The 18,748-nt window shown below is 60.5% G+C and carries 15 protein-coding genes; 9 read left to right on the forward strand and 6 right to left on the reverse strand.

The annotated features are described in order from the left end of the window. The first annotated feature begins 227 nt into the window (after nt 1-227). Nucleotides 228-674 (forward strand): DoxX family protein, encoded by a 447-nt coding sequence (locus tag ACSQ2Z_RS15745; RefSeq protein ID WP_436082044.1) that lies wholly within the window; start codon nt 228-230, stop codon nt 672-674. Nucleotides 675-738: 64 nt separating this feature from the next. Here ACSQ2Z_RS15745 and ACSQ2Z_RS15750 read toward each other — a convergent pair whose 3' ends face one another. The 4 genes from ACSQ2Z_RS15750 to ACSQ2Z_RS15765 form a co-directional block, all read right to left on the reverse strand. Then, on the reverse strand, nt 739-1,626 hold the full coding sequence (locus ACSQ2Z_RS15750; protein ID WP_436082045.1) for an ABC transporter permease: 888 nt from the start codon (nt 1,624-1,626) through the stop codon (nt 739-741). A gap of 96 nt (nt 1,627-1,722) precedes the next feature. After that, nucleotides 1,723-2,724: an ABC transporter substrate-binding protein gene (locus ACSQ2Z_RS15755; protein ID WP_436082046.1), complete on the reverse strand. Its 1,002-nt coding sequence runs from the start codon at nt 2,722-2,724 to the stop codon at nt 1,723-1,725. Between the two features lie 281 nt (nt 2,725-3,005). Then, nucleotides 3,006-3,620: a L,D-transpeptidase gene (locus ACSQ2Z_RS15760; RefSeq protein WP_436082047.1), complete on the reverse strand. Its 615-nt coding sequence runs from the start codon at nt 3,618-3,620 to the stop codon at nt 3,006-3,008. Between the two features lie 114 nt (nt 3,621-3,734). Continuing rightward, on the reverse strand, nt 3,735-5,399 hold the full coding sequence (locus ACSQ2Z_RS15765) for a 4Fe-4S dicluster domain-containing protein (protein ID WP_436082048.1): 1,665 nt from the start codon (nt 5,397-5,399) through the stop codon (nt 3,735-3,737). Nucleotides 5,400-5,843: 444 nt separating this feature from the next. Between ACSQ2Z_RS15765 and ACSQ2Z_RS15770 the strand changes: the two genes are divergently transcribed. From ACSQ2Z_RS15770 to ACSQ2Z_RS15795, 6 genes are all read left to right on the forward strand, one after another. Continuing rightward, nucleotides 5,844-7,142, forward strand: a complete 1,299-nt coding sequence (locus ACSQ2Z_RS15770; protein ID WP_436082049.1) for an Hsp70 family protein — start codon at nt 5,844-5,846, stop codon at nt 7,140-7,142. Between the two features lie 65 nt (nt 7,143-7,207). Then, the gene (locus ACSQ2Z_RS15775) at nt 7,208-8,095 is read left to right on the forward strand and encodes a uracil-DNA glycosylase (protein ID WP_436082050.1); all 888 of its coding nucleotides are present in this window, start codon (nt 7,208-7,210) and stop codon (nt 8,093-8,095) included. 152 nt (nt 8,096-8,247) lie between these two features. Next, the gene (locus ACSQ2Z_RS15780) at nt 8,248-8,424 is read left to right on the forward strand and encodes a hypothetical protein (protein ID WP_436082051.1); all 177 of its coding nucleotides are present in this window, start codon (nt 8,248-8,250) and stop codon (nt 8,422-8,424) included. Between the two features lie 65 nt (nt 8,425-8,489). Continuing rightward, nucleotides 8,490-8,636 carry a hypothetical protein gene (locus ACSQ2Z_RS15785; protein ID WP_436082052.1) on the forward strand — a complete coding sequence of 49 codons (147 nt, stop codon included), beginning with the start codon at nt 8,490-8,492 and terminating at the stop codon, nt 8,634-8,636. Nucleotides 8,637-8,803: 167 nt separating this feature from the next. Next, on the forward strand, nt 8,804-9,538 hold the full coding sequence (locus tag ACSQ2Z_RS15790) for a hypothetical protein (RefSeq protein ID WP_436082053.1): 735 nt from the start codon (nt 8,804-8,806) through the stop codon (nt 9,536-9,538). A gap of 244 nt (nt 9,539-9,782) precedes the next feature. Next, nucleotides 9,783-11,063, forward strand: a complete 1,281-nt coding sequence (locus ACSQ2Z_RS15795) for an MFS transporter (RefSeq protein ID WP_436082054.1) — start codon at nt 9,783-9,785, stop codon at nt 11,061-11,063. 17 nt (nt 11,064-11,080) lie between these two features. On the opposite strand, the gene ACSQ2Z_RS15800 is transcribed toward ACSQ2Z_RS15795, so the two are convergent. Further along, a complete protein-coding gene (locus tag ACSQ2Z_RS15800; RefSeq protein WP_436082055.1) occupies nt 11,081-12,019 on the reverse strand; it encodes a DMT family transporter in 939 nt (312 codons plus the stop codon). 488 nt (nt 12,020-12,507) lie between these two features. On the opposite strand from ACSQ2Z_RS15800, the gene pepN reads away from it, so the two are divergent. Both pepN and ACSQ2Z_RS15810 read left to right on the forward strand, forming a co-directional pair. Further along, nucleotides 12,508-15,156 (forward strand): aminopeptidase N, encoded by a 2,649-nt coding sequence (gene pepN, locus ACSQ2Z_RS15805; protein WP_436082056.1) that lies wholly within the window; start codon nt 12,508-12,510, stop codon nt 15,154-15,156. A gap of 208 nt (nt 15,157-15,364) precedes the next feature. Next, entirely contained in the window at nt 15,365-17,764 is a 2,400-nt protein-coding gene (locus ACSQ2Z_RS15810; protein WP_436082057.1) for a PAS domain-containing sensor histidine kinase, read from the forward strand. A gap of 70 nt (nt 17,765-17,834) precedes the next feature. Here the strand turns inward: ACSQ2Z_RS15810 and ACSQ2Z_RS15815 are convergent, their stop codons facing one another. Beyond that, nucleotides 17,835-18,587, reverse strand: a complete 753-nt coding sequence (locus ACSQ2Z_RS15815) for a carbonic anhydrase (RefSeq protein ID WP_436082058.1) — start codon at nt 18,585-18,587, stop codon at nt 17,835-17,837. Between the last annotated feature and the right edge of the window lie 161 nt (nt 18,588-18,748).

The raw sequence follows: 18,748 nt of genomic DNA on the forward strand, positions 1-18,748 counted from the left end.
GGTGCCATTCGGCTGGGCCCGCCGGATTCCGGTTGCGCTCCAAGCGAGCTTCTCCGCAGTTCCCGCAGGAACCTCGCTTCCTCTCTGTGGCCAGTAAACAGGAGACAGCGCGGCACACCGGGGAGCCTCCCGAACCGGTGAGGCCGCGCTGCCCCGGGAACCGGTCCAAAGCCCGCGACAGGAGACCGGTTCCGGGGCAGTTTCATCACCTGTCACCGGAGAAGAAAATGCAATCCTTCATTGATTCCATCGTCGGTTCCCACCCGTTCGGCTACCTCGCCCGGGCTATCCTCACTTACATGTTCTGGGCAAGCGGCCTTGCCAAACTCCTCGATTTCAACGCCGGCGTCGCCGAGATGTCGCACTTCGGGCTAGAGCCGGCACCGCTCTTCAACATAGCGGTAATCTTCACCCAGCTTGGCGGCTCCGCGCTGATCATCGCCAATCGCTGTGCCTGGCTTGGCGCCGGCGCTCTTGCCGTCTTCACCCTGCTCACCATTCCGATCGCTCATACCTTCTGGACCATGCAGGAGCCGATCAGGACCCTCGAGTTCTACGTGGTCATGGAGCATGTCACGGTGATCGGCGGCCTGATGGTGGTCGCCTGGAAATCAGCCCCAAAGCGCGAGAGCGCGCCTGCATCCCGGCCGAATTTCGCGGAACTCAACGCGTAACGCTGCAGGCCTCGGCCCGATTGAAATCACCTGCCGGACATTCCCCGGCAGGTGATTTCCGCTATCAACCGTGAATGATTTCGCGGTGGCGTTGCAGCCTTTGTCCATACGCCTGGCTCACCCGATCGAAGATGATCGCGATGCCGACAATCGCCAGACCATTGAAAATGCCGAGCGTGAAATACTGATTGGCGATGGCCTTGAGAACCGGCTGGCCGAGGCCCTGCACCCCGATCATCGAAGCGATGACCACCATCGCAAGCGCCATCATGATCGTCTGGTTGATGCCGGCCATGATGGTGGGCAGCGCAAGCGGCATCTGCACGTTCTTCAGCTTCTGCCAATTGGAGGAACCGAAGGCGTCGGCGGCCTCGAGTACATCCTTGTCGACAAGGCGAATGCCGAGATTGGTGAGCCTGATCATCGGCGGGATCGCATAGATGACGACGGCGATAAGGCCGGGGACCTTGCCAATGCCGAGGAGCATGACGACGGGGATCAGATAGACGAAGCTGGGCATGGTCTGCATCACATCGAGCACCGGATTGACCGCGTTCTGCAGCCGGTCGGACCGCGACATGGCAATGCCGATCGGGATGCCGATCGCGATCGAGAGTACCGTACAGACGAAAATCATCGATATGGTCTTCATCGTGTCGTCCCACATGTCGAAATAGCCGATGGCCAGGAGCGTCGCGATGCAGGCGGCGACGATCTTCCAGTTCCGGCTCGCAAACCATGCGACCAAGGCGACCAAGACCAGGATGATCGGCCAGGGCGTGCGCGTCATAAAGCGTTCGGAGTGGATAAGGAAGAACTGCAGCGGCTCGAAGAACCCCTCGATCACATCGCCATAGGCGCGGGTGAAGGCGCGAAAGCCTTCATCGATCGCCTTTTTCAGATTGCGCAGCGAATCGTCGTTCATGTGCGGAAATTTGGTGAGCCAATCCATGCCGGTCCCCTTATTTGTTATGCATCGACGCCGGCCTTTCCTGAAACCGGCGCCGCAGAACAGAAGGCCGGCGCGGCGCGCCGGCCCGTCACATGATCAGAGCGCAGCCTTGATCTTCTCGGCAGCTTCCGGAGAGACCCACGGCGTCCAGAGCGCTTCGTTTTCCTGCAGGAAATGCTTGGCGCCGTCTTCACCGCTTGCCTGGTTGTCGGTCATCCAGGCCATAAGACCGTTGACCGTATCGTTCGTCCAGGAGCGTTTATTGAGATAGGCCATGACATCCTCGCCGGCGCGGTCGGCAAAGCCCTTGGTAACCAGGGTCTGGACCTTGTCCTTCGGCCAGTCGTTCTTCTTCGGATCCGGGCACTCGGCAACCGTATTGCAGCGTTTCCATTCGGCCGGATCCGCCGGAACGCCGTGCTCAAGCTTGACCATCTCATATTTGCCAAGGAGCGCCGTCGGCGCCCAGTAGTAACCGACCCAGCCTTCCTTGCCTTCGTAAGCCTTGGCGATCGAACCATCGAGGCCGGCGGCGGAGCCGGTGTCGATCAGGCTGAAGTTGGCGGCTTCACCACCATAAGCCTTGTAGAGCTGCGAGGTGACGACCGTGCCGCCCCAGCCCTGCGGACCGTTGTGCACCGCGCCCTTGCTCTTGTCCTCCGGGTCCGGGAAGAGTTCAGGATGCTTCAACGCGTCGTCAATCGTCTTGATATCGGGATGGGTGTCGGCGATGTATTTCGGAATCCACCAACCCTGCACACCGCCGTCGGACAACGCCATCGCTGCGCCGACAATCTTTCCCTCCTTGAGACCGCGATTGACGACGTCGGGGAGCAGGTCGATCCAGCCCTCCGGCGCGACATCCGGCTCGCCCTTTTCGATCATCGAGGTGATCGTCGGCACGGTGTCACCGACGATGATGTCCGCGTTGCAGCCGTAGCCTTCGGTAAGAATGAACTTGTCGAGGCTCGCCAGAACCTCGGCGCTCTGCCAGTTCATGCTGGCGATCGTCACGTCGCCGCAGTCGGCCGCCGAAGCGACATTGCCGAGCGCCAGCAGGCCGAAGGCAAGGCTGGTCGTTGCAAGGAGATGTTTCATTATCGGTTCCCTCTTTATAAGGCGGTGTATGACGCCCACGAGACCCGCCAGCACCGCCGCAGTCGGGCCCATGATCCAGACGACAGGCGGGATAGGTTCCCGCATGCCTCCATTGTCAAATTTTGCAGCTGCGGAGAGGAATGCCGCTCAGACTGCGCCTGCGCCTGCTCCACCTGCGCCATTCCAGTGAGATTTATGGCGGCAGGGTACAAAAACAATGGCGCACGGGCGCAGATCGACGCTCGCTAATCTTTTGGAACGATTAAATTTTACCCCGGCGGTCAGGCCTGCAGCACGACGACCCGTCCGCCGACCGTGACACGTTCATAGAGATCGATAACATCATGATTGAGCATGCGGACACAGCCGCTCGACACGGCCCGTCCTATGGTCTGAGGCTGATTGGTGCCGTGGATGCGGAACATGGTGTCGTTGCCGTTCCGGTAGAGATAGATGGCGCGGGCGCCGAGCGGATTGTGCGGCCCACCGGACACGCCGCCGGCATATCTGAGGTTTCGGGAATCGCGGCGGATCATGTTTCCCGTTGGCGTCCAGCTCGGCCATTGCGCCTTGCGGCCGACATAGGCCGAACCTGCGAGCGCATAGCCCTCGCGCCCCACGCCAATGCCGTAGCGCATCGCCCTTCCCTCGCCGAGAACATAATAGAGCCGGCGCGCCGGCGTATCGATGACAATGGTGCCGGCATCATATTGGGTCTCGTAAGCCACCTCCCGCCGCCGCAGTTCCGGCTTGATCCTTGCAAGCGGCATGGCAGGCAACGGAAACCGTTCGTCCGACAGGGCAGCGTAGTTGGCCGCATGGTTCGGTCCGCTGCCGGCACAGCCGGCAAGAAGACCAGATATGCCCAGAAGCAGGCCACGGCGGGTAAGCGACATGAGGCGTTCCTTAATATCCGGTTGATACAACCGAAATTACGGAAAACATGGTTAATGGCCGGTTAAGCCCTGCGAAGGTTGCCGGCATCTTCCTTGGCTCCGCCCGTCCGATGGTCACATATTCGGATAGACCGGCCCTTCGCCGCCCTGCGGCGGCACCCAGTTGATGTTCTCGTTGGGGTCCTTGATGTCGCAGGTCTTGCAGTGGACGCAGTTCTGGGCGTTGATGACGAAGGTGGGCTGGCCATCCTTCTCCACCCATTCGTAGACGCCGGCCGGACAGTAGCGCGCTGACGGCCCGGCATAGACGTCGTATTCGGAGCGCTTCTGCAGCTCCATGTCCTTGACCTTGAGGTGTACCGGCTGGTCTTCCTCGTGATTGGTGTTCGACAAAAACACCGAGGAGAGACGGTCGAAGGTCAAGACGCCGTCCGGTTTCGGATAGGCGATCGGCTTGTGCTGCGATGCCGGTTCCAGCGATTGCGCGTCGGTCTTGCCGTGCTTCAGCGTGCCGAAGAAGGAGAAGCCGAGCAGCGTGTTCGTCCACATGTCGAGGCCGCCGAGCGCCACGCCGATCGCCGTTCCGAACTTCGACCACAGCGGCTTGACGTTCCTCACCTTCTTCAGGTCCTGGCCGATGGCACTGTCGCGCCAGCCGTTCTCGATCTCGATGACCTCGTCATTGGCCCGGCCGGCGGCGATCGCCGCGGCGAGCTTCTCGGCGGCGAGAATGCCGGACAGCACCGCGTTGTGGCTGCCCTTGATGCGCGGCACGTTGACGAAGCCGGCGGAACAGCCGATCAGCGCGCCGCCGGGGAAGGACAGCTTCGGCACCGACTGGTAGCCGCCTTCGGTGATGGCGCGGGCGCCATAGGACAGGCGCTTGCCGCCCTCGAAGGTGCCGCGGATCGCCGGATGCGTCTTGAAGCGCTGGAATTCCTCAAACGGATTGAGATAGGGGTTCTTGTAGTTGAGGTGAACGACGAAGCCGACGGCGACCAGGTTGTCCTCGAGATGATAGAGGAACGAGCCACCGCCGGTCTTCATGCCGAGCGGCCAGCCGAAGGAGTGCTGCACCAGGCCCTGTTTGTGGTTCTCCGGCTTCACCTGCCAGAGTTCCTTGATGCCGATGCCGAATTTTTGCGGCTCGCGGCCCTTCTGCAGATCGAATCTGGCGATCAGTTCTTTGGCGAGTGAACCGCGCACGCCTTCGCCGATCAGCACGTATTTGCCGATGAGTTCCATGCCGCGGGCGAAATTCGGGCCAGGCTCGCCGTTCCTCTCGATGCCCATGTCCCCGGTCGCAACGCCGATCACTGCACCCGCATCATTGTAGAGCACTTCGGTCGCGGCAAAACCCGGATAGATCTCGACGCCGAGCGCCTCGGCCTTTTCGGCCAGCCACCGACAGACGAGACCAAGCGAGACGATGTAATTGCCGTGATTGTTCATCAAGGGCGGCATGGCGAAGTTCGGCAGGCGCAGCGACCCGGCGGGACCGAGCAGCAGGAACTGGTCGTCCGTTACTTCGGTCTTGAAGGGATGCCCCTCCTCCTCGCGCCAGCCCGGCAGCAACCGGTCGATGCCGATCGGATCGACGACGGCGCCCGACAGGATATGCGCGCCGACTTCGGCGCCCTTTTCCAGGACGACGACCGACAGCTCCGGATTGACCTGCTTCAGACGGATGGCCGCTGATAGGCCCGCCGGACCGGCGCCGACGATCACCACGTCGAATTCCATGCTTTCGCGCTCGGGCAGTTCCATCGCCTCGGTCATTTGATTGTCTCCAGTCCTGTCCCGGCGTTTACCCGGTTTGTTCCCAATTCTTGAATTCCGTCATGACAAATACAGGAAACCTTGTCGAGCCGGTCTGCGACAGCGGGCCTGCGAATTGCGCATGAGGTCATGCACTGCGCACCATAATATATAACGTGTACGTAAACGTCAAAATTTGTTGGTGCACTGTGGGATGATGCGGCTTACCTTACGCCGCCGCCAGCCCTGTTGCCGAAGTCGATCTTCCAGGCCGCAAAATCCAACCACGCCTTGCTTTTGCCCTCTCCCCGTGCGAGGAGGCGCGCCTCAAAACGCGTAACGCATTCGCCATCTGCGAATGCCCCCTACCCCGACCCCTGCGTGCGATGTCCGGCGTCAATTGACGATGCGGCGTTTCGACGCGTGGGACTGAAGAACATGCACTGATGAGCACTGGAGACACTTATGACCAAGGCCCTCGGCTTCGATTTCGGCACGACCAATTCGGTGCTCGCCGCCTCGCATGGCGACACAACCCAATCGCTGAGTTTTACCAGCACCGCCGGAACCAATGACTCCATGCGCACGGCCCTGTCCTTCATGAAGCACGCGCAGTTGGGTGCTGCGGCCGTGAAGATCGAGGCCGGACAGGCGGCGATCCAGCAGTTCATCGACAATCCCGGCGAAGCACGCTTCCTGCAATCGATCAAGACCTTTGCGGCAAGCCCCCTCTTCCAGGGCACGCTTATCTTTGCCCGGCGCCATGGCTTCGAGGACCTGATGCGCTCCTTCCTGACACGGATCGCGGACTACGCCGGTGATGGCTGGAAGCAGGAATACGGCCGCATCGTCGTCGGTCGACCGGTGCGGTTTGCCGGCAGCAATCCGGACGAAAAACTGGCGCTCGAACGTTACGACCGGGCGCTGTCGTCGTTCGACTTTCCGGAAATTCACTACGTCTATGAACCGGTGGCAGCCGCCTTCTATTTCGCCCAAAACCTGAAGAAGGACGCGACCGTGCTGGTCGCCGATTTCGGCGGCGGTACGACGGACTATTCGATCATCCGCTTTGAAAGCCATGCGGGCGAGCTGACGGCGGTTCCGGTCGGCCATTCCGGCGTCGGCGTCGCCGGCGATCATTTCGACTTCCGCATCATCGACAACGTCGTTTCGCCACTGATCGGCAAGGGCAGCCAGTTCAAGAGCTTCGACAAGCTGCTCGACGTGCCCTCCAGCTACTACGCCAACTTCGGCCGCTGGAACCAGCTGTCGATCTTCAAGACGCTGAAGGATTTTGCCGACCTGAAGCAGTTGGTGCGCTCGGCCGTCGAGCCGGAAAAGCTCGAAACCTTCATCGATCTCGTCGAGCACGATGAGGGCTATCCGCTGTATCAGGCAGTCTCTGCCACCAAGATGCGGCTGTCGCGCGAGGAGGAAACCGAGTTCTACTTCGCGCCGCTTGGCGAAAAGAGCCGGCGGACCGTGCGCCGCAGCGATTTCGAACGCTGGATCGCGCCCGATCTGGCCCGGATCGAGGAGGCGCTTGACGAGGTGCTGGCGACAACGAATACGCCAGCCGGCGGTATCGACAAGGTGTTTCTGACCGGCGGCACATCCTTCGTGCCCGCCATCCGCCGGCTTTTCGAAAACCGTTTCGCCGGCGATCGCATCGAAAGCGGCGGCGAGTTGCTGTCGATCGCCCACGGACTGGCTCTGATCGGCGAGCGCGACGATATCGAGCGCTGGACGGCCATGGCTGCGTGAAATGGCAGAGGACGCGGCGACTTTTCCGCTTTCCCGGCGATCGGCCGTTCTGTAGAAGGTAGAGCATGATCTCCAGCGACAGGATGACACCGGCCGAACTTGCCGCCCTTCTGCATTTCCATGCGGAAGCAGGCGTCGAATGGCTGCTGGAACAGGATCCGGTCGATCGTTTCGCCGAGTTCGTGCAGGCAAAAGCGGCGCGTGGCAACATCGGCTCGCAAGCCGTGCAAAAAACGCAGACCTTTGTACAGAACGATACGCCACGTCCGTCAACAAATCGGGACACTTCCAACCCGTCTGGCAGTCGCATGGCCACGTCAGCGGCCGCCGTCCCGCAAATGGCCATCCCGGACGAGCAGGCCATCGTCGAGGCACGTTTTGCGGCCGAATCGGCCTCCTCGCTTGCTGAATTGAAGAGCGCCATGGAGGTGTTTTCGGGCTGCAACCTCAGAAACAGCGCCCGCAACATGGTGTTTGCCGACGGAAACCCGTCGTCCGGCATCATGGTGATCGGCCCGATGCCGAATGGCGATGACGACCGGGAAGGCGTTCCCTTTTCCGGAAAGCAGGGGCAGATGCTCGACCGCATGCTGGCGGCAATCGGGCTTGACCGGGCCTCGGTGCTGCTTACCAACGTCATTCCCTGGCGGCCGCCGGGAAACCGGGTGCCCTCGCCGCGCGAGACCGATATCTGCCGGCCCTTCATCGAGCGCCAGATCGTCCTGGCGGAGCCTCGGCTTATGCTTGTTCTCGGCAATTTCGCCGGCCGCTTCTTCTTTGGTGGCACTGACACGATCCATCATATGCGCGGAGAATGGCGCGACGTCCCGGTCGGCGGACTGACCATCCCCGCCTTCGCCACGCTCCATCCGCAGGACCTGATGTCAGCCCCGGCGAGCAAGCGCCTCGCCTGGCAGGACTTGCTGGCGTTTCGTGCCCGGATTCGTGGTTAAGAGCGTCTCAACGCCTATCTGCCTGATTTATGAACAAACAATGAAGAGAGACATGCGGCCTACGCATATCAGCAACGCGAAATGATGCATTGCAGAATCGATGCTGCATCGCAATATACGGTCACGGGAGGACTGGAATAAGGAATTGAACCATGACCGCCCGTTTTCGTCCTCTGCACAGCGGCTTTGAGACGCTCCGCTACGCCGGTTCGGCGCTTCGCACCCCCTTCGCCAGCTTCGGCTCGGCGGCGAACGAACAGATGACTGCCGCAGGTTACGGCCGCACCACGCGCCCGGCGCAAATCTTTTCCGAATTCATCCAGCGTTGATAGTCAAGGGTGCGCGTCGCTTCATGCGCCCTTGCAGCATTTTCAGGTTTTAAGGGAATCCGATCATGTCAGCATCCATCCGCTCGCTCCGGGTTCTCCTCGATGACATCGGCACGGCGGTGCGCGCCTCGCGCGAATATAGCTGCCTCAGCTTGAATGCGCCGGCGAAACAGGCGGACAGGCTCGCCAACAGTGCCTTGCTGCCGAAGTAACGCGGGTTTACGTCCGGAAATTCTTCCGCCCCTACATGGCAAATAACTCACGTCATGGTGAAAAAGGCCACAGCGCCCTTTGACACCATTTCCGGAATTTGATTGATGGAATTTCCTTCAACCCTTGGTCGATTCTTCAATCACGATTTCCCGGAGTTTGCAAATCCATGCTGTTTCAATCGATTTTCATTATGCGCGGCAACTGGCAATATTACCTGACTTTCATCCTGATATTGCTCGGCGCCTATGCATTCGATGAAATCGACGGGAAATCGACGTCCGGCGGCGCAACATTCTGTTTGTGGGTGATGCTGGCGCGATTTGTCCACATGGCGGTGCTCTTCAACGGAAAGTTTGGTGAACTCAATTTCAGGGACCGGAAGTTCGGGACGTACTTTCTTGCCTTCGGACTTAAGGTCGTCGCGCTGATGATATTGAGTATCGTGATCACCTCACCCGTCCTTTTCATGACGATGCGAAAATCGGCGGGATCATCCACTGGGCCGGTCCTGTTGTTTATCTTGCTAAGCTCGTTCGTCTACGTTTTGATCCTTTCATTTTTGGGTACATGGCTTCCAGCGGCGATCTACGGCACCGGAAAGTCCATCTTGAACGCAGCGAAACGCGGATTACCTACGTTTTTTTCAACTTTCGGGCGGTTGTTTTTCGGGATTCTCGTTTTGCAAATTGCATCGCTTGCTGTAGCAACGGCGGGAAGCATCGTCTTGTCTTCGGCTACCGTTATCGTCAACGGCATGCCGAACATCCCATTGATCCTTGTCGTCGCATTCAACCTTTCCATCCAGGCCTTCAGCGTGACCTACGCCGCTGTTGTGCTGTCCAACCTCTACATGGTTAGTGAAGGATTGGCTCCAATTGCAAGTTCCCCGGCGAATGCATAAACGGCAAGACAGCGGGTCAAATGAGCCGCCGCATTGCCCTCGCGGCACCTTTGCGCCACGCCCTGTCGCAATCGACAAGGCAGGACAGATTGTATAGAGCGACACTCGTCCTTCGATTCCAAGGGCGGCATGCCGTGCAATCCCGACAGTTCTGACCGCGCAACCGCTCCAACCAGTTTTCAGCACCTGCCTGACCGCTTGATCCCCATCAAGCCTCCGGCAGATACGGCCCCCGGGAGCGTCCATGCTGGCCAGCCTCAGATCCGTGTTCAGCCTGATCCTGTCGACGCTGCTGATGATGGTCGGCTTCGGGTTGGCGAGCTATGTGCTGCCGGTGCGCTCGGTGGTCGAGGGTTGGTCAACGCTGATCATCTCGCTGATCGCCACCGGCTATACGCTCGGCTTCACCCTCTCCTGCATCGTCACTCCGAAATTTGTCGCGCGTGTCGGCCATGTCCGGGTCTTTGCCGCGCTGATCACCTTGCTCAGCATCGCCATCCTGATGTGCGGACTGGTGGTCGACTGGCGCGCCTGGATCTTCTTCCGCGCTATTTCCGGCTTTGCCATCTCGGGAAGCTACCTCGTCATCGAGAGCTGGCTCAACGAACGGGTGACCAATGAAAATCGCGGCATGCTGTTTTCGGTCTATCTGATCACCACCATGGTCGGCACGATCGGCGGGCAGTATCTCGTGCCCTTGGGCGACCCCACGAATTCCTCGCTCTTCATTCTCTGCGGCGTCCTGTTTTCGCTCGCGCTTTTGCCGACAGCGCTATCCTCGTCCGCCATGCCGGCACCGCCTGCCCAGGCCGATTTCGATGTGCCGGGCCTTTTCCGCCGCTCACCGGTCGCGGTCGTCGGCGCCTTTCTTGCCGGGGCCATGGCCGGCGCCTGGCTCAATCTCGGCGGCGTCTTCACGCAGAAAATCGGCCTTTCCACCGCCGAAGGGGCGACCTTGCTGGCAGCCCTTCTCACCGGCAGCGCGATCTCGCAGATCCCGATCGGCCGGGCGTCCGACAGAATGGACCGCCGCATCGTCATGGTCGCCTGCGGTATCGTCGGGGTCGCGTCCTGCCTCGCCATGGTCGCTTTCGTCGATGCAAGCCCGATGGCGCTTTACATGATCGCCGCCTTCGTCGGCTCGGTGCTGTTTCCGATCTATGCCCTCAATGTCGCCCATGCCAACGACCTTGCCCGGCCGAACGAATATGTCGAGGTCTCCTCGGGCATGATGATCACCTATGGCATCGGCACGATTTCAGGCCCGTTGATGGTGGGTCCGGTGATGGACAGGTTCGGTCCCCCTGCTCTTTTCGTGGTGCTTGCGCTCTATTTCGCGCTCTACGCGGCCTATGCAACGCTACGCATCGCCCGGCGCAGCCAAAAGGACGGCCTGGTCGCGAAGACCGACTTCCAGGCAAACACCGTGCCGACGCCGGGCATGGAGGCAGTGAATGCGATGAACCAGGCGATACGCCCCGCCGGCCTCGTCGAAGACGACACGGCTCCGGCAACATCATCCTGACCCTGCCATCCTTGCTTCTATCCCTGTGGCGTGACGTGCTTGCGCGCGCCTCGGCGCTCGAGACCCAGCCGATGTTCCCGGAAAATGATGAAGATGCCGGCGCCGACCACGATCGCCGTACCGATCAGCATGACACCGGTCGGAACATCGTCGAAGAGGAAATAGCCGATGATCAGGCCGAGGATAATCGACGTGTATTCGAAGGGCGCGATGGTCGACATGTCGGCATAGCGATAGCTCTGCGTCAGCAGGATCTGCGCGACACCGCCGCAGAAACCGGCCCCCATCAGAAGCAGGAAGGAATTCCATGACAGCGGCTGCCAACCGAAGGGCAGCGTCAGCAGCGAGAAGCAGGAGGCCGAAAGGGAGAAATAAAGCACGATCGTGTGCGTGCGCTCCTTGGCGACGAGTTTTCGCACCAGCACCATCGCGACAGCGCCAAATGTTGCCGATAAAAGCACCGCCAGCGCGCCGAGCGCTTCCCCGGATCCGAAGCCGCCATCGCGCAGCAATGTCAGGCGCGGCCAGGTGATGATCATCACGCCGACAAGGCCGATCAGGACCGCCGACCAACGGTAGACCCGCACCGTTTCCTTGAGAAAGACCGCCGCAAAGACAACAGCGAGCAGCGGCATCGCATAGCCGATGGCGATCGCCTCCGGCAGAGGCAGATGCACCAGGCCGTAAAAGCCGAAGCTCATGGCGAGAATGCCGATGAAGCCGCGAGCCAGATGGCCGAAAATATCCTTGGTGTGAAAGGCGGTGCGCAGATGGCCCTTGAAGGCGAGGTAGGCGAGGATCGGCACCATGGCGAAGGCCGAGCGGTAAAAGGTGATCTGGCCCGTGGCGATCCCCGTGCCGGCCGCCTTGATCAGCGTCGACATGCAGACGAAAACCAGTACGGACAGGACCTTGAGGGCAATGCCCTTCATCGGGTGGGAAAATTCGGCATCCATATGCGGCACGCTCAGCGGACAAGACGGCAGCGAGCCGAAAGCAAAAGCACGACGGGCTGCGGGGAGGATGCGAGCGGAGAATCCGTCGCTCAGGCGGGATTAGTCTAGCGCGTGATGAACGGAAAGGGCGATCAATTTTCTTGATGTGAGGCGGAAATATTTGATGCCTCCGCGTCAATGTCCTACGCTGGAACCAGCGGCAGAAAGCGCTGCGATCGTCGGCGGGTCAACAAACATGAACGTCCGCCGGGAATTTGCGCAATCTGTGCCAAAAAGACACGCCCGATTTAAATATTGTTAGGGCGAATTTCGTAAGTCTCTGATGCAAGATTTGGGAGCGGGACAGATCGGACGGACGGGAACACAGCGCCGGCCACCGAAAAGGACCTATCCTACCACGCCGAAGCTCCGCAGAATGCGCAGCCTCTTCACGATGACCAAGCCTCTTCCCGAGCATGATATAGCGGGAGATGCCAGCGGGACAGACAATGCGAACAGATACGGGCGAAATCATTCATCTGGAAGACTACCGGCCAACGGATTTCGTCCTCGAGAGAGTGGATCTCACCTTTGAACTCGACCCGAAGGAAACCAAGGTCGAAACGCGGCTGATCTTCCACCGGCGCGAGGGCGTCAGCGCGGAAGCGCCGCTGATCCTCGATGGCGACGAACTGAAGATGACAGGCCTGCTGTTCGACCAGGAAGAGATTCCGGCGGCAAATTACGAAGTGACCGAAGACAGCCTGACCATCCGCAACCTGCCGCCAACAGCGCCTTTCGAGATCACGGTCACAACGGAACTCAACCCGGAAGCCAACACCAAGCTGATGGGGCTTTACCGCACGAGCAATATCTATTGCACCCAGTGCGAGGCGGAGGGTTTCCGCCGCATCACCTATTTCCCGGACCGTCCCGACGTGCTCGCGGTCTACACGGTCAACATCATCGCCGACAAGGAAACAGCGCCGCTGCTTCTGTCCAACGGCAATTATCTCGGCGGCGCCAATATGGGCGACGGCCGGCATTTCGCCGCCTGGTTCGATCCGCACCCCAAGCCGAGCTACCTGTTTGCACTGGTCGCCGGTGATCTCGGCGTCGTCGAAGACACCTTCACGACGATGTCCGGCCGCGAGGTTGCGCTGAAAATCTATGTCGAGCATGGTAAGGAGCCGCGCGCGATCTACGCCATGGATGCGCTGAAGCGCTCGATGAAGTGGGACGAAGAGGTCTTCGGCCGCGAATACGATCTCGACATCTTCATGATCGTCGCCGTTTCCGACTTCAACATGGGCGCGATGGAGAATAAGGGGCTGAATGTCTTCAACGACAAGTACGTGCTTGCCGATCCCGAGACCGCGACCGATGCCGATTACGCCAATATCGAGGCAATCATCGCGCATGAATATTTCCACAACTGGACCGGCAACCGCATCACCTGCCGCGACTGGTTCCAACTGTGCTTGAAGGAAGGCCTGACCGTCTATCGCGACCACGAATTCTCGGCCGACCAGCGCTCGCGCACGGTCAAGCGGGTCGCCGAAGTTCGCCATCTGAAGGCCGAGCAGTTCCCGGAGGACGCCGGCCCCCTCGCCCATCCGGTTCGCCCGACAAAATACCGTGAAATCAACAACTTCTATACGACGACGGTCTACGAAAAAGGCAGCGAAGTCACGCGCATGATGGCGACGGTGCTTGGAGCGGACCTCTTCAAGGAGGGCATGGACCTCTATTTCGACCGCCACGACGGGCAGGCGGTGACGATCGAGGATTTCGTCGCCTGCTTTGCCGAGGTCAGCAAGCGCGACATGACGCAGTTCTCGCTCTGGTATCATCAGGCCGGCACGCCGCTCGTCACCGCTTCGACCGCTTATGACGCGGCCAAGCAGATCTTCACGCTGTCGCTTGAGCAGATGGTGCCGGCGACGCCCGGGCAGAACGCCAAGGAGCCGATGCATGTCCCGCTCAGGCTCGGGCTGTTGTTGGAAGACGGCTCCGAGGCCGCCCTTTCTTCCGCCACCGGCGCCGAAATCACGGGCGACGTTCTGCACCTCGTCGAACGCAAGCAGACCGTCACCTTCACCGGCATCGTCTCGCGCCCAGTGCTGTCGCTCAACCGCGGCTTCTCCGCGCCGATCAACCTGCATTTCGAGCAGACACCGACCGACCGCGCCCATATCGCCCGGCATGAAAGCGACCTGTTCGCCCGCTGGCAGGCTTTGAACGACCTCGCCCTGCCGAACCTGGTGGCAGCGACTGCCATAGCCAGGGAAGGCGCAAAGGCAAGATGCGACCGGGCGCTGATCGACGCGTTGCTCGCTACGGCGGCCGATGCGCGGCTCGAGCCCGCCTTCCGGGCTCAGGCACTGGCCTTGCCAAGCGAGGCCGACGTTGCGCGGGAGATCGGCAGCAACAACAACCCGGATGCCATCCACGCGGGACGTCAGCAGATCATGACGGCGATCGCGAAAGCGGGCCGGGATATCTTTACGACCCTCGCGGACGAAATGGTGGTCGATGGCCCCTTCAGCCCGGATGCGGCAAGTGCCGGGCGCCGGGCACTGCGCAATACCGCCCTTTCCTATCTTGTCTATGCCGAAAACCGACCCGGCCGGGCGCTGGGAGCATTCAAGTCGGCCAACAACATGACCGATCTCAGCCAGGCGCTGACCATCCTCGCCCACCGCTTCCCCGATGACAGGGAGACGGTCGAAGCGCTCTTCGCGTTCAAGACACGCTTTGCCGACAATGCGCTGGTCATAGACAAGTGGTTCACCATCCAGGCGACGATTCCCGGGGCGGATGCGCTCGGCCGCGTCAAGACGCTGATGGCCGATCCGCTGTTCAACAGCTCCAACCCGAACCGGGTCCGGGCACTCGTCGGCACCTTCGCCTTCTCCAATCCCACCGGCTTCAACCGGGCCGACGGCGAAGGCTATCGTTTCCTCGCGCGCCAGATCCTTGATATCGACGCGCGCAATCCGCAGTTGGCCGCGCGCATCCTGACCTCGATGCGCTCGTGGCGGTCGCTGGAGGACGTCCGAGCCGAGCATGCGCGCAACGCGCTGCGCGAGATCGCCGCCGCGCCGAAGCTGTCCGTCGATGTCAGCGACATCGTCGAGCGGATGCTGAAAGGCTAGGAATTATCAAGCGGATGCCGCCGAACACCCCGCGATTGCGGGGTTTTTTCGTCTTTTGTGTGCGCGCCGTCCGCAGCAGTATGATTTTCCAATGACGATAAATGGTTAATAAAGTTTTACATTTTCCGCTGGACAAGCCGAATCACAATTGATTCATTGGGTCAGGTTCGAGCGAGCGGCGCATCGAATCACATGAGGACTTACAGAATTGACGAAGATGGCGGAAGCGCAGCGGGGACGCGCGGCCGGCGAGCGGTTGCGGCCAAAATTTCCAGGTTTCCTGAACCTGGAGAAGGACGTCATCCAGCACGCGCGGATTTTTAGGGAGCCGGCAGCGCTGCGCCTTGCGCGCGCCGAGCCGCTGCTGAAGCGTTCCATCCCGATCCTGATCACCGCCTTCCTGCTCGTCGTCGCGATTTCCCGCGTCAACGGCATCATGGTCGAACATGCCCGCATGGAGGCAAGTTCGCGCCAGACAACGGTTCTTGCCGCCGCGACCGCAAGTGCGGCCCTGCAGGGAAACGCCGCGACCCTTTTCGACAAGGCTCAAAGGTGGGATGTAGAGCAGCGCCTCAGCACCTTCCTGCCGCCAGATATGCTTGAGCCCGGCGCGTTCGTTTTGACCATTCGCAATGACGGGCGAATTTTCGCAAGTTCCGCGGAGGGCGTCGCCTATACCGGGCGCACGCTTGCGGCTGTCGCGCCGGAAGTCGCCGCCTTTCAATATTTTGGCGAGCGGTCGACAGTGATGAAAACCTTCATCGGCGACGTCGAACATGTCGTCGCGCTGATGCAGGTGCCTGGCGGTGCCGGAACATTGCTCGTTGCGACGCCGCTGGCGCGGATCGAAAAGCTTTGGCGCGACGAGGTATCGTTGAACGTCACGCTGTTTGCCGGCATCTCGGCCATCCTGCTCGTCGTGCTCTATGCCTATTACATCCAGGCAAAGCGCGCCCGCGACGCGGACCAGATTTTTGCTGAATCCAACCTGCGCGTCGAAACGGCGCTGTCGCGCGGCCGCTGTGGTCTTTGGGATTTCGACATGCCGAACCGGCGCCTCTTCTGGTCGCGGTCGATGTACGAAATGCTCGGCATGGCTCCGCAGAGCAGCGTCCTTTCCTTCGGCGACGCCGCCCGGCTGATGCATCCGGATGACGGCAGTATCTACAAGGTCGCGCGCACCATCGCCAAGGGCGATGCCCGGCAGATCGACCAGGTCTTCCGGATGCGCCATGCGGAAGGTCACTATGTCTGGATGCGCGCCCGTGCGCAGGTGATCCGCACCGCATCCGGCCGCGTGCACCTGATCGGCATCGCCATGGATGTGACCGAGCAACACCGCCTGGCGCAGCGTTATGCCGAGGCCGATCAGCGACTGGCTGACGCCATCGAGTGCACCTCCGAGGCTTTCGTGCTCTGGGACAAGAACGATCGCCTGGTTATGTGCAACACCCACTATCAGCAGGCCTACAAGCTGCCGGACCACGTTCTCGTGCCCGGCACCGAGCGCTCCGTCGTCAACGCGGCCGCAGCCCGCCCGATCATCGAGAGGCGGATTGCCGATCCCGACCGCTCCAATCATTCGCAGACATCCGAAGTCCAGCTCGCCGACCAGCGCTGGCTTCAGATCAACGACCGGCGTACCCGCGATGGCGGGCTGGTTTCCGTTGGCACGGATATCACGCTGCTGAAGCGCCATCAGGTGCGGTTGCGTGAATCCGAGCGCCGTCTCATGGCGACCATTGGCGACCTCTCGACCTCCCGCATCACGCTTGAGCGTCAGAAGGCCGAACTCTCGATTGCCAACGCCAATTATCAGGCCGAGAAGGAACGGGCCGAAGCGGCCAACCGGGCAAAGTCCGAATTCCTTGCCAACATGTCGCATGAACTGCGCACGCCGCTGAACGCCATTCTCGGCTTCTCCGAAATCCTTCAGAACAAGATGTTCGGCCCGCTCGGCTCCGAGAAATACGACGAATATTCCCACGACATCCATGACAGCGGCAAACATCTGCTGAACGTCATCAACGACATCCTCGACATGTCGAAGATCGAGGCCGGGCAGATGAAGATCAACCGTGAGACGATCGATCTTGCACCGCTGATCGAGGAGACGCTGCGTTTCACCACCATCCCGGCGAAGCAGAAGAACATCTGTGTCGACCAGCAGGTCTCCTCCGGCCTGACGCTGGTTGCCGACCGGCGCGCGATGAAGCAGATATTGCTCAATCTCCTGTCGAATGCCGTCAAGTTCACCAATGAGGGTGGCAAGATTTCGCTCAGGGCCCGCAAAGTGGCCGGGGCGGTGACGCTCACCATCGCCGATACCGGCATCGGCATCCCGCGGGCGGCACTCCAGAAGATTGGCCAGCCCTTCGAGCAGGTACAGAGCCAGTATGCCAAGAGCAAGGGCGGCTCCGGCCTCGGTCTGGCCATTTCACGGTCGCTGACCGATCTGCATGGCGGGGCGATGAGGATTCAGTCGTTGGAAAACATCGGCACGATCATTTCGGTCAGGATTCCCGACGCGGCCACTAACCGCACCGGAAGCGAGAGCTCTGCTAAAAAAAGCACAGGGCAAGACCAGGCCGATAAGGACAGCGAGTGATCCCGGAAACGGCGCCTCCGGGATCGAACTTCAGTCCAAATTCATGGCAGCGAGTATCGTTTCGGATGTGCTAACTGGAACTCAGGATATAGCGTCGATTGGTGGTGAGCGCCGGGCGCGCATTCATCGAATAGAGCGCCGTGAATTTCTTGATATCGGCTGCTGCGACCTCGATCGGGTCCTTCGCCACCATCCAGTCGACGATTTCGGAGCAAGGCGGCGTGGTCAGCGAGCCCTCATAGGCCCAGTATCTGAGCGACGCGGGCAGCAGGCCGCTCGGATCGGTATCGTCGACCGCCGCTTCCTCTCCCGCCTTCGCCGGAAAGGCAGCGGCGAGCTTCGCAAAGGTGTTGTTTGCCGCGCCCGGAACAATGAACACGCCAAGCACGCCAAGCGCACCATTTTTCTCATTCTTGTGCACGAAATGCGCCTCCATCGGGAAATGCCTTCCATCAACAAGATGCTCGCTTGGCGCGTGGAAATGATACTGCACGAGTTCATAGATCTTGTCGCCCCGGCGAAGCTTGCTGCCAGCCGGCACCTTGACCTGGATCGTGTGCCCGTTGTTTAGGACGGTTCCGCCCTTCTTCCATTCCGTCCTGATATCCGGCATATCGGCCTTGATCGCACCGGTAATATCGAGCGGCGACTGCTGCGAGCCTGCCGAGCAAGCGGCATTCTCGGCGCTCAGTTCGCCCCAATGCTCAGGCCCCGCCTGGCCTTCATAGCTCCAATGCGCGCCCTCGGCCGCGAAGGCCCCTTTCGTGCAGAGCGGGCAGGCGGCCAGCAAGGCCAATCCGCGTAGGAAACTGCGTCTTTCCATGTCTAATCCTTTAGGAATTGAAACTCACGGCGCTCTGCATCCTCAAATGTGCAGGAAACCGCAACGCGTTGAATTTCTGCATGATTCAGTTCTTGAGCCAGTGCGGATACAAGAATTCATGCAGTTATAAAACCAGCCCCGGAGCGGCATCTTTCAAGTAA

It is taken from the genome of Pararhizobium sp. LjRoot235, from assembly GCF_964254145.1.
Classification (GTDB): Bacteria; Pseudomonadota; Alphaproteobacteria; order Rhizobiales; family Rhizobiaceae; genus Pararhizobium.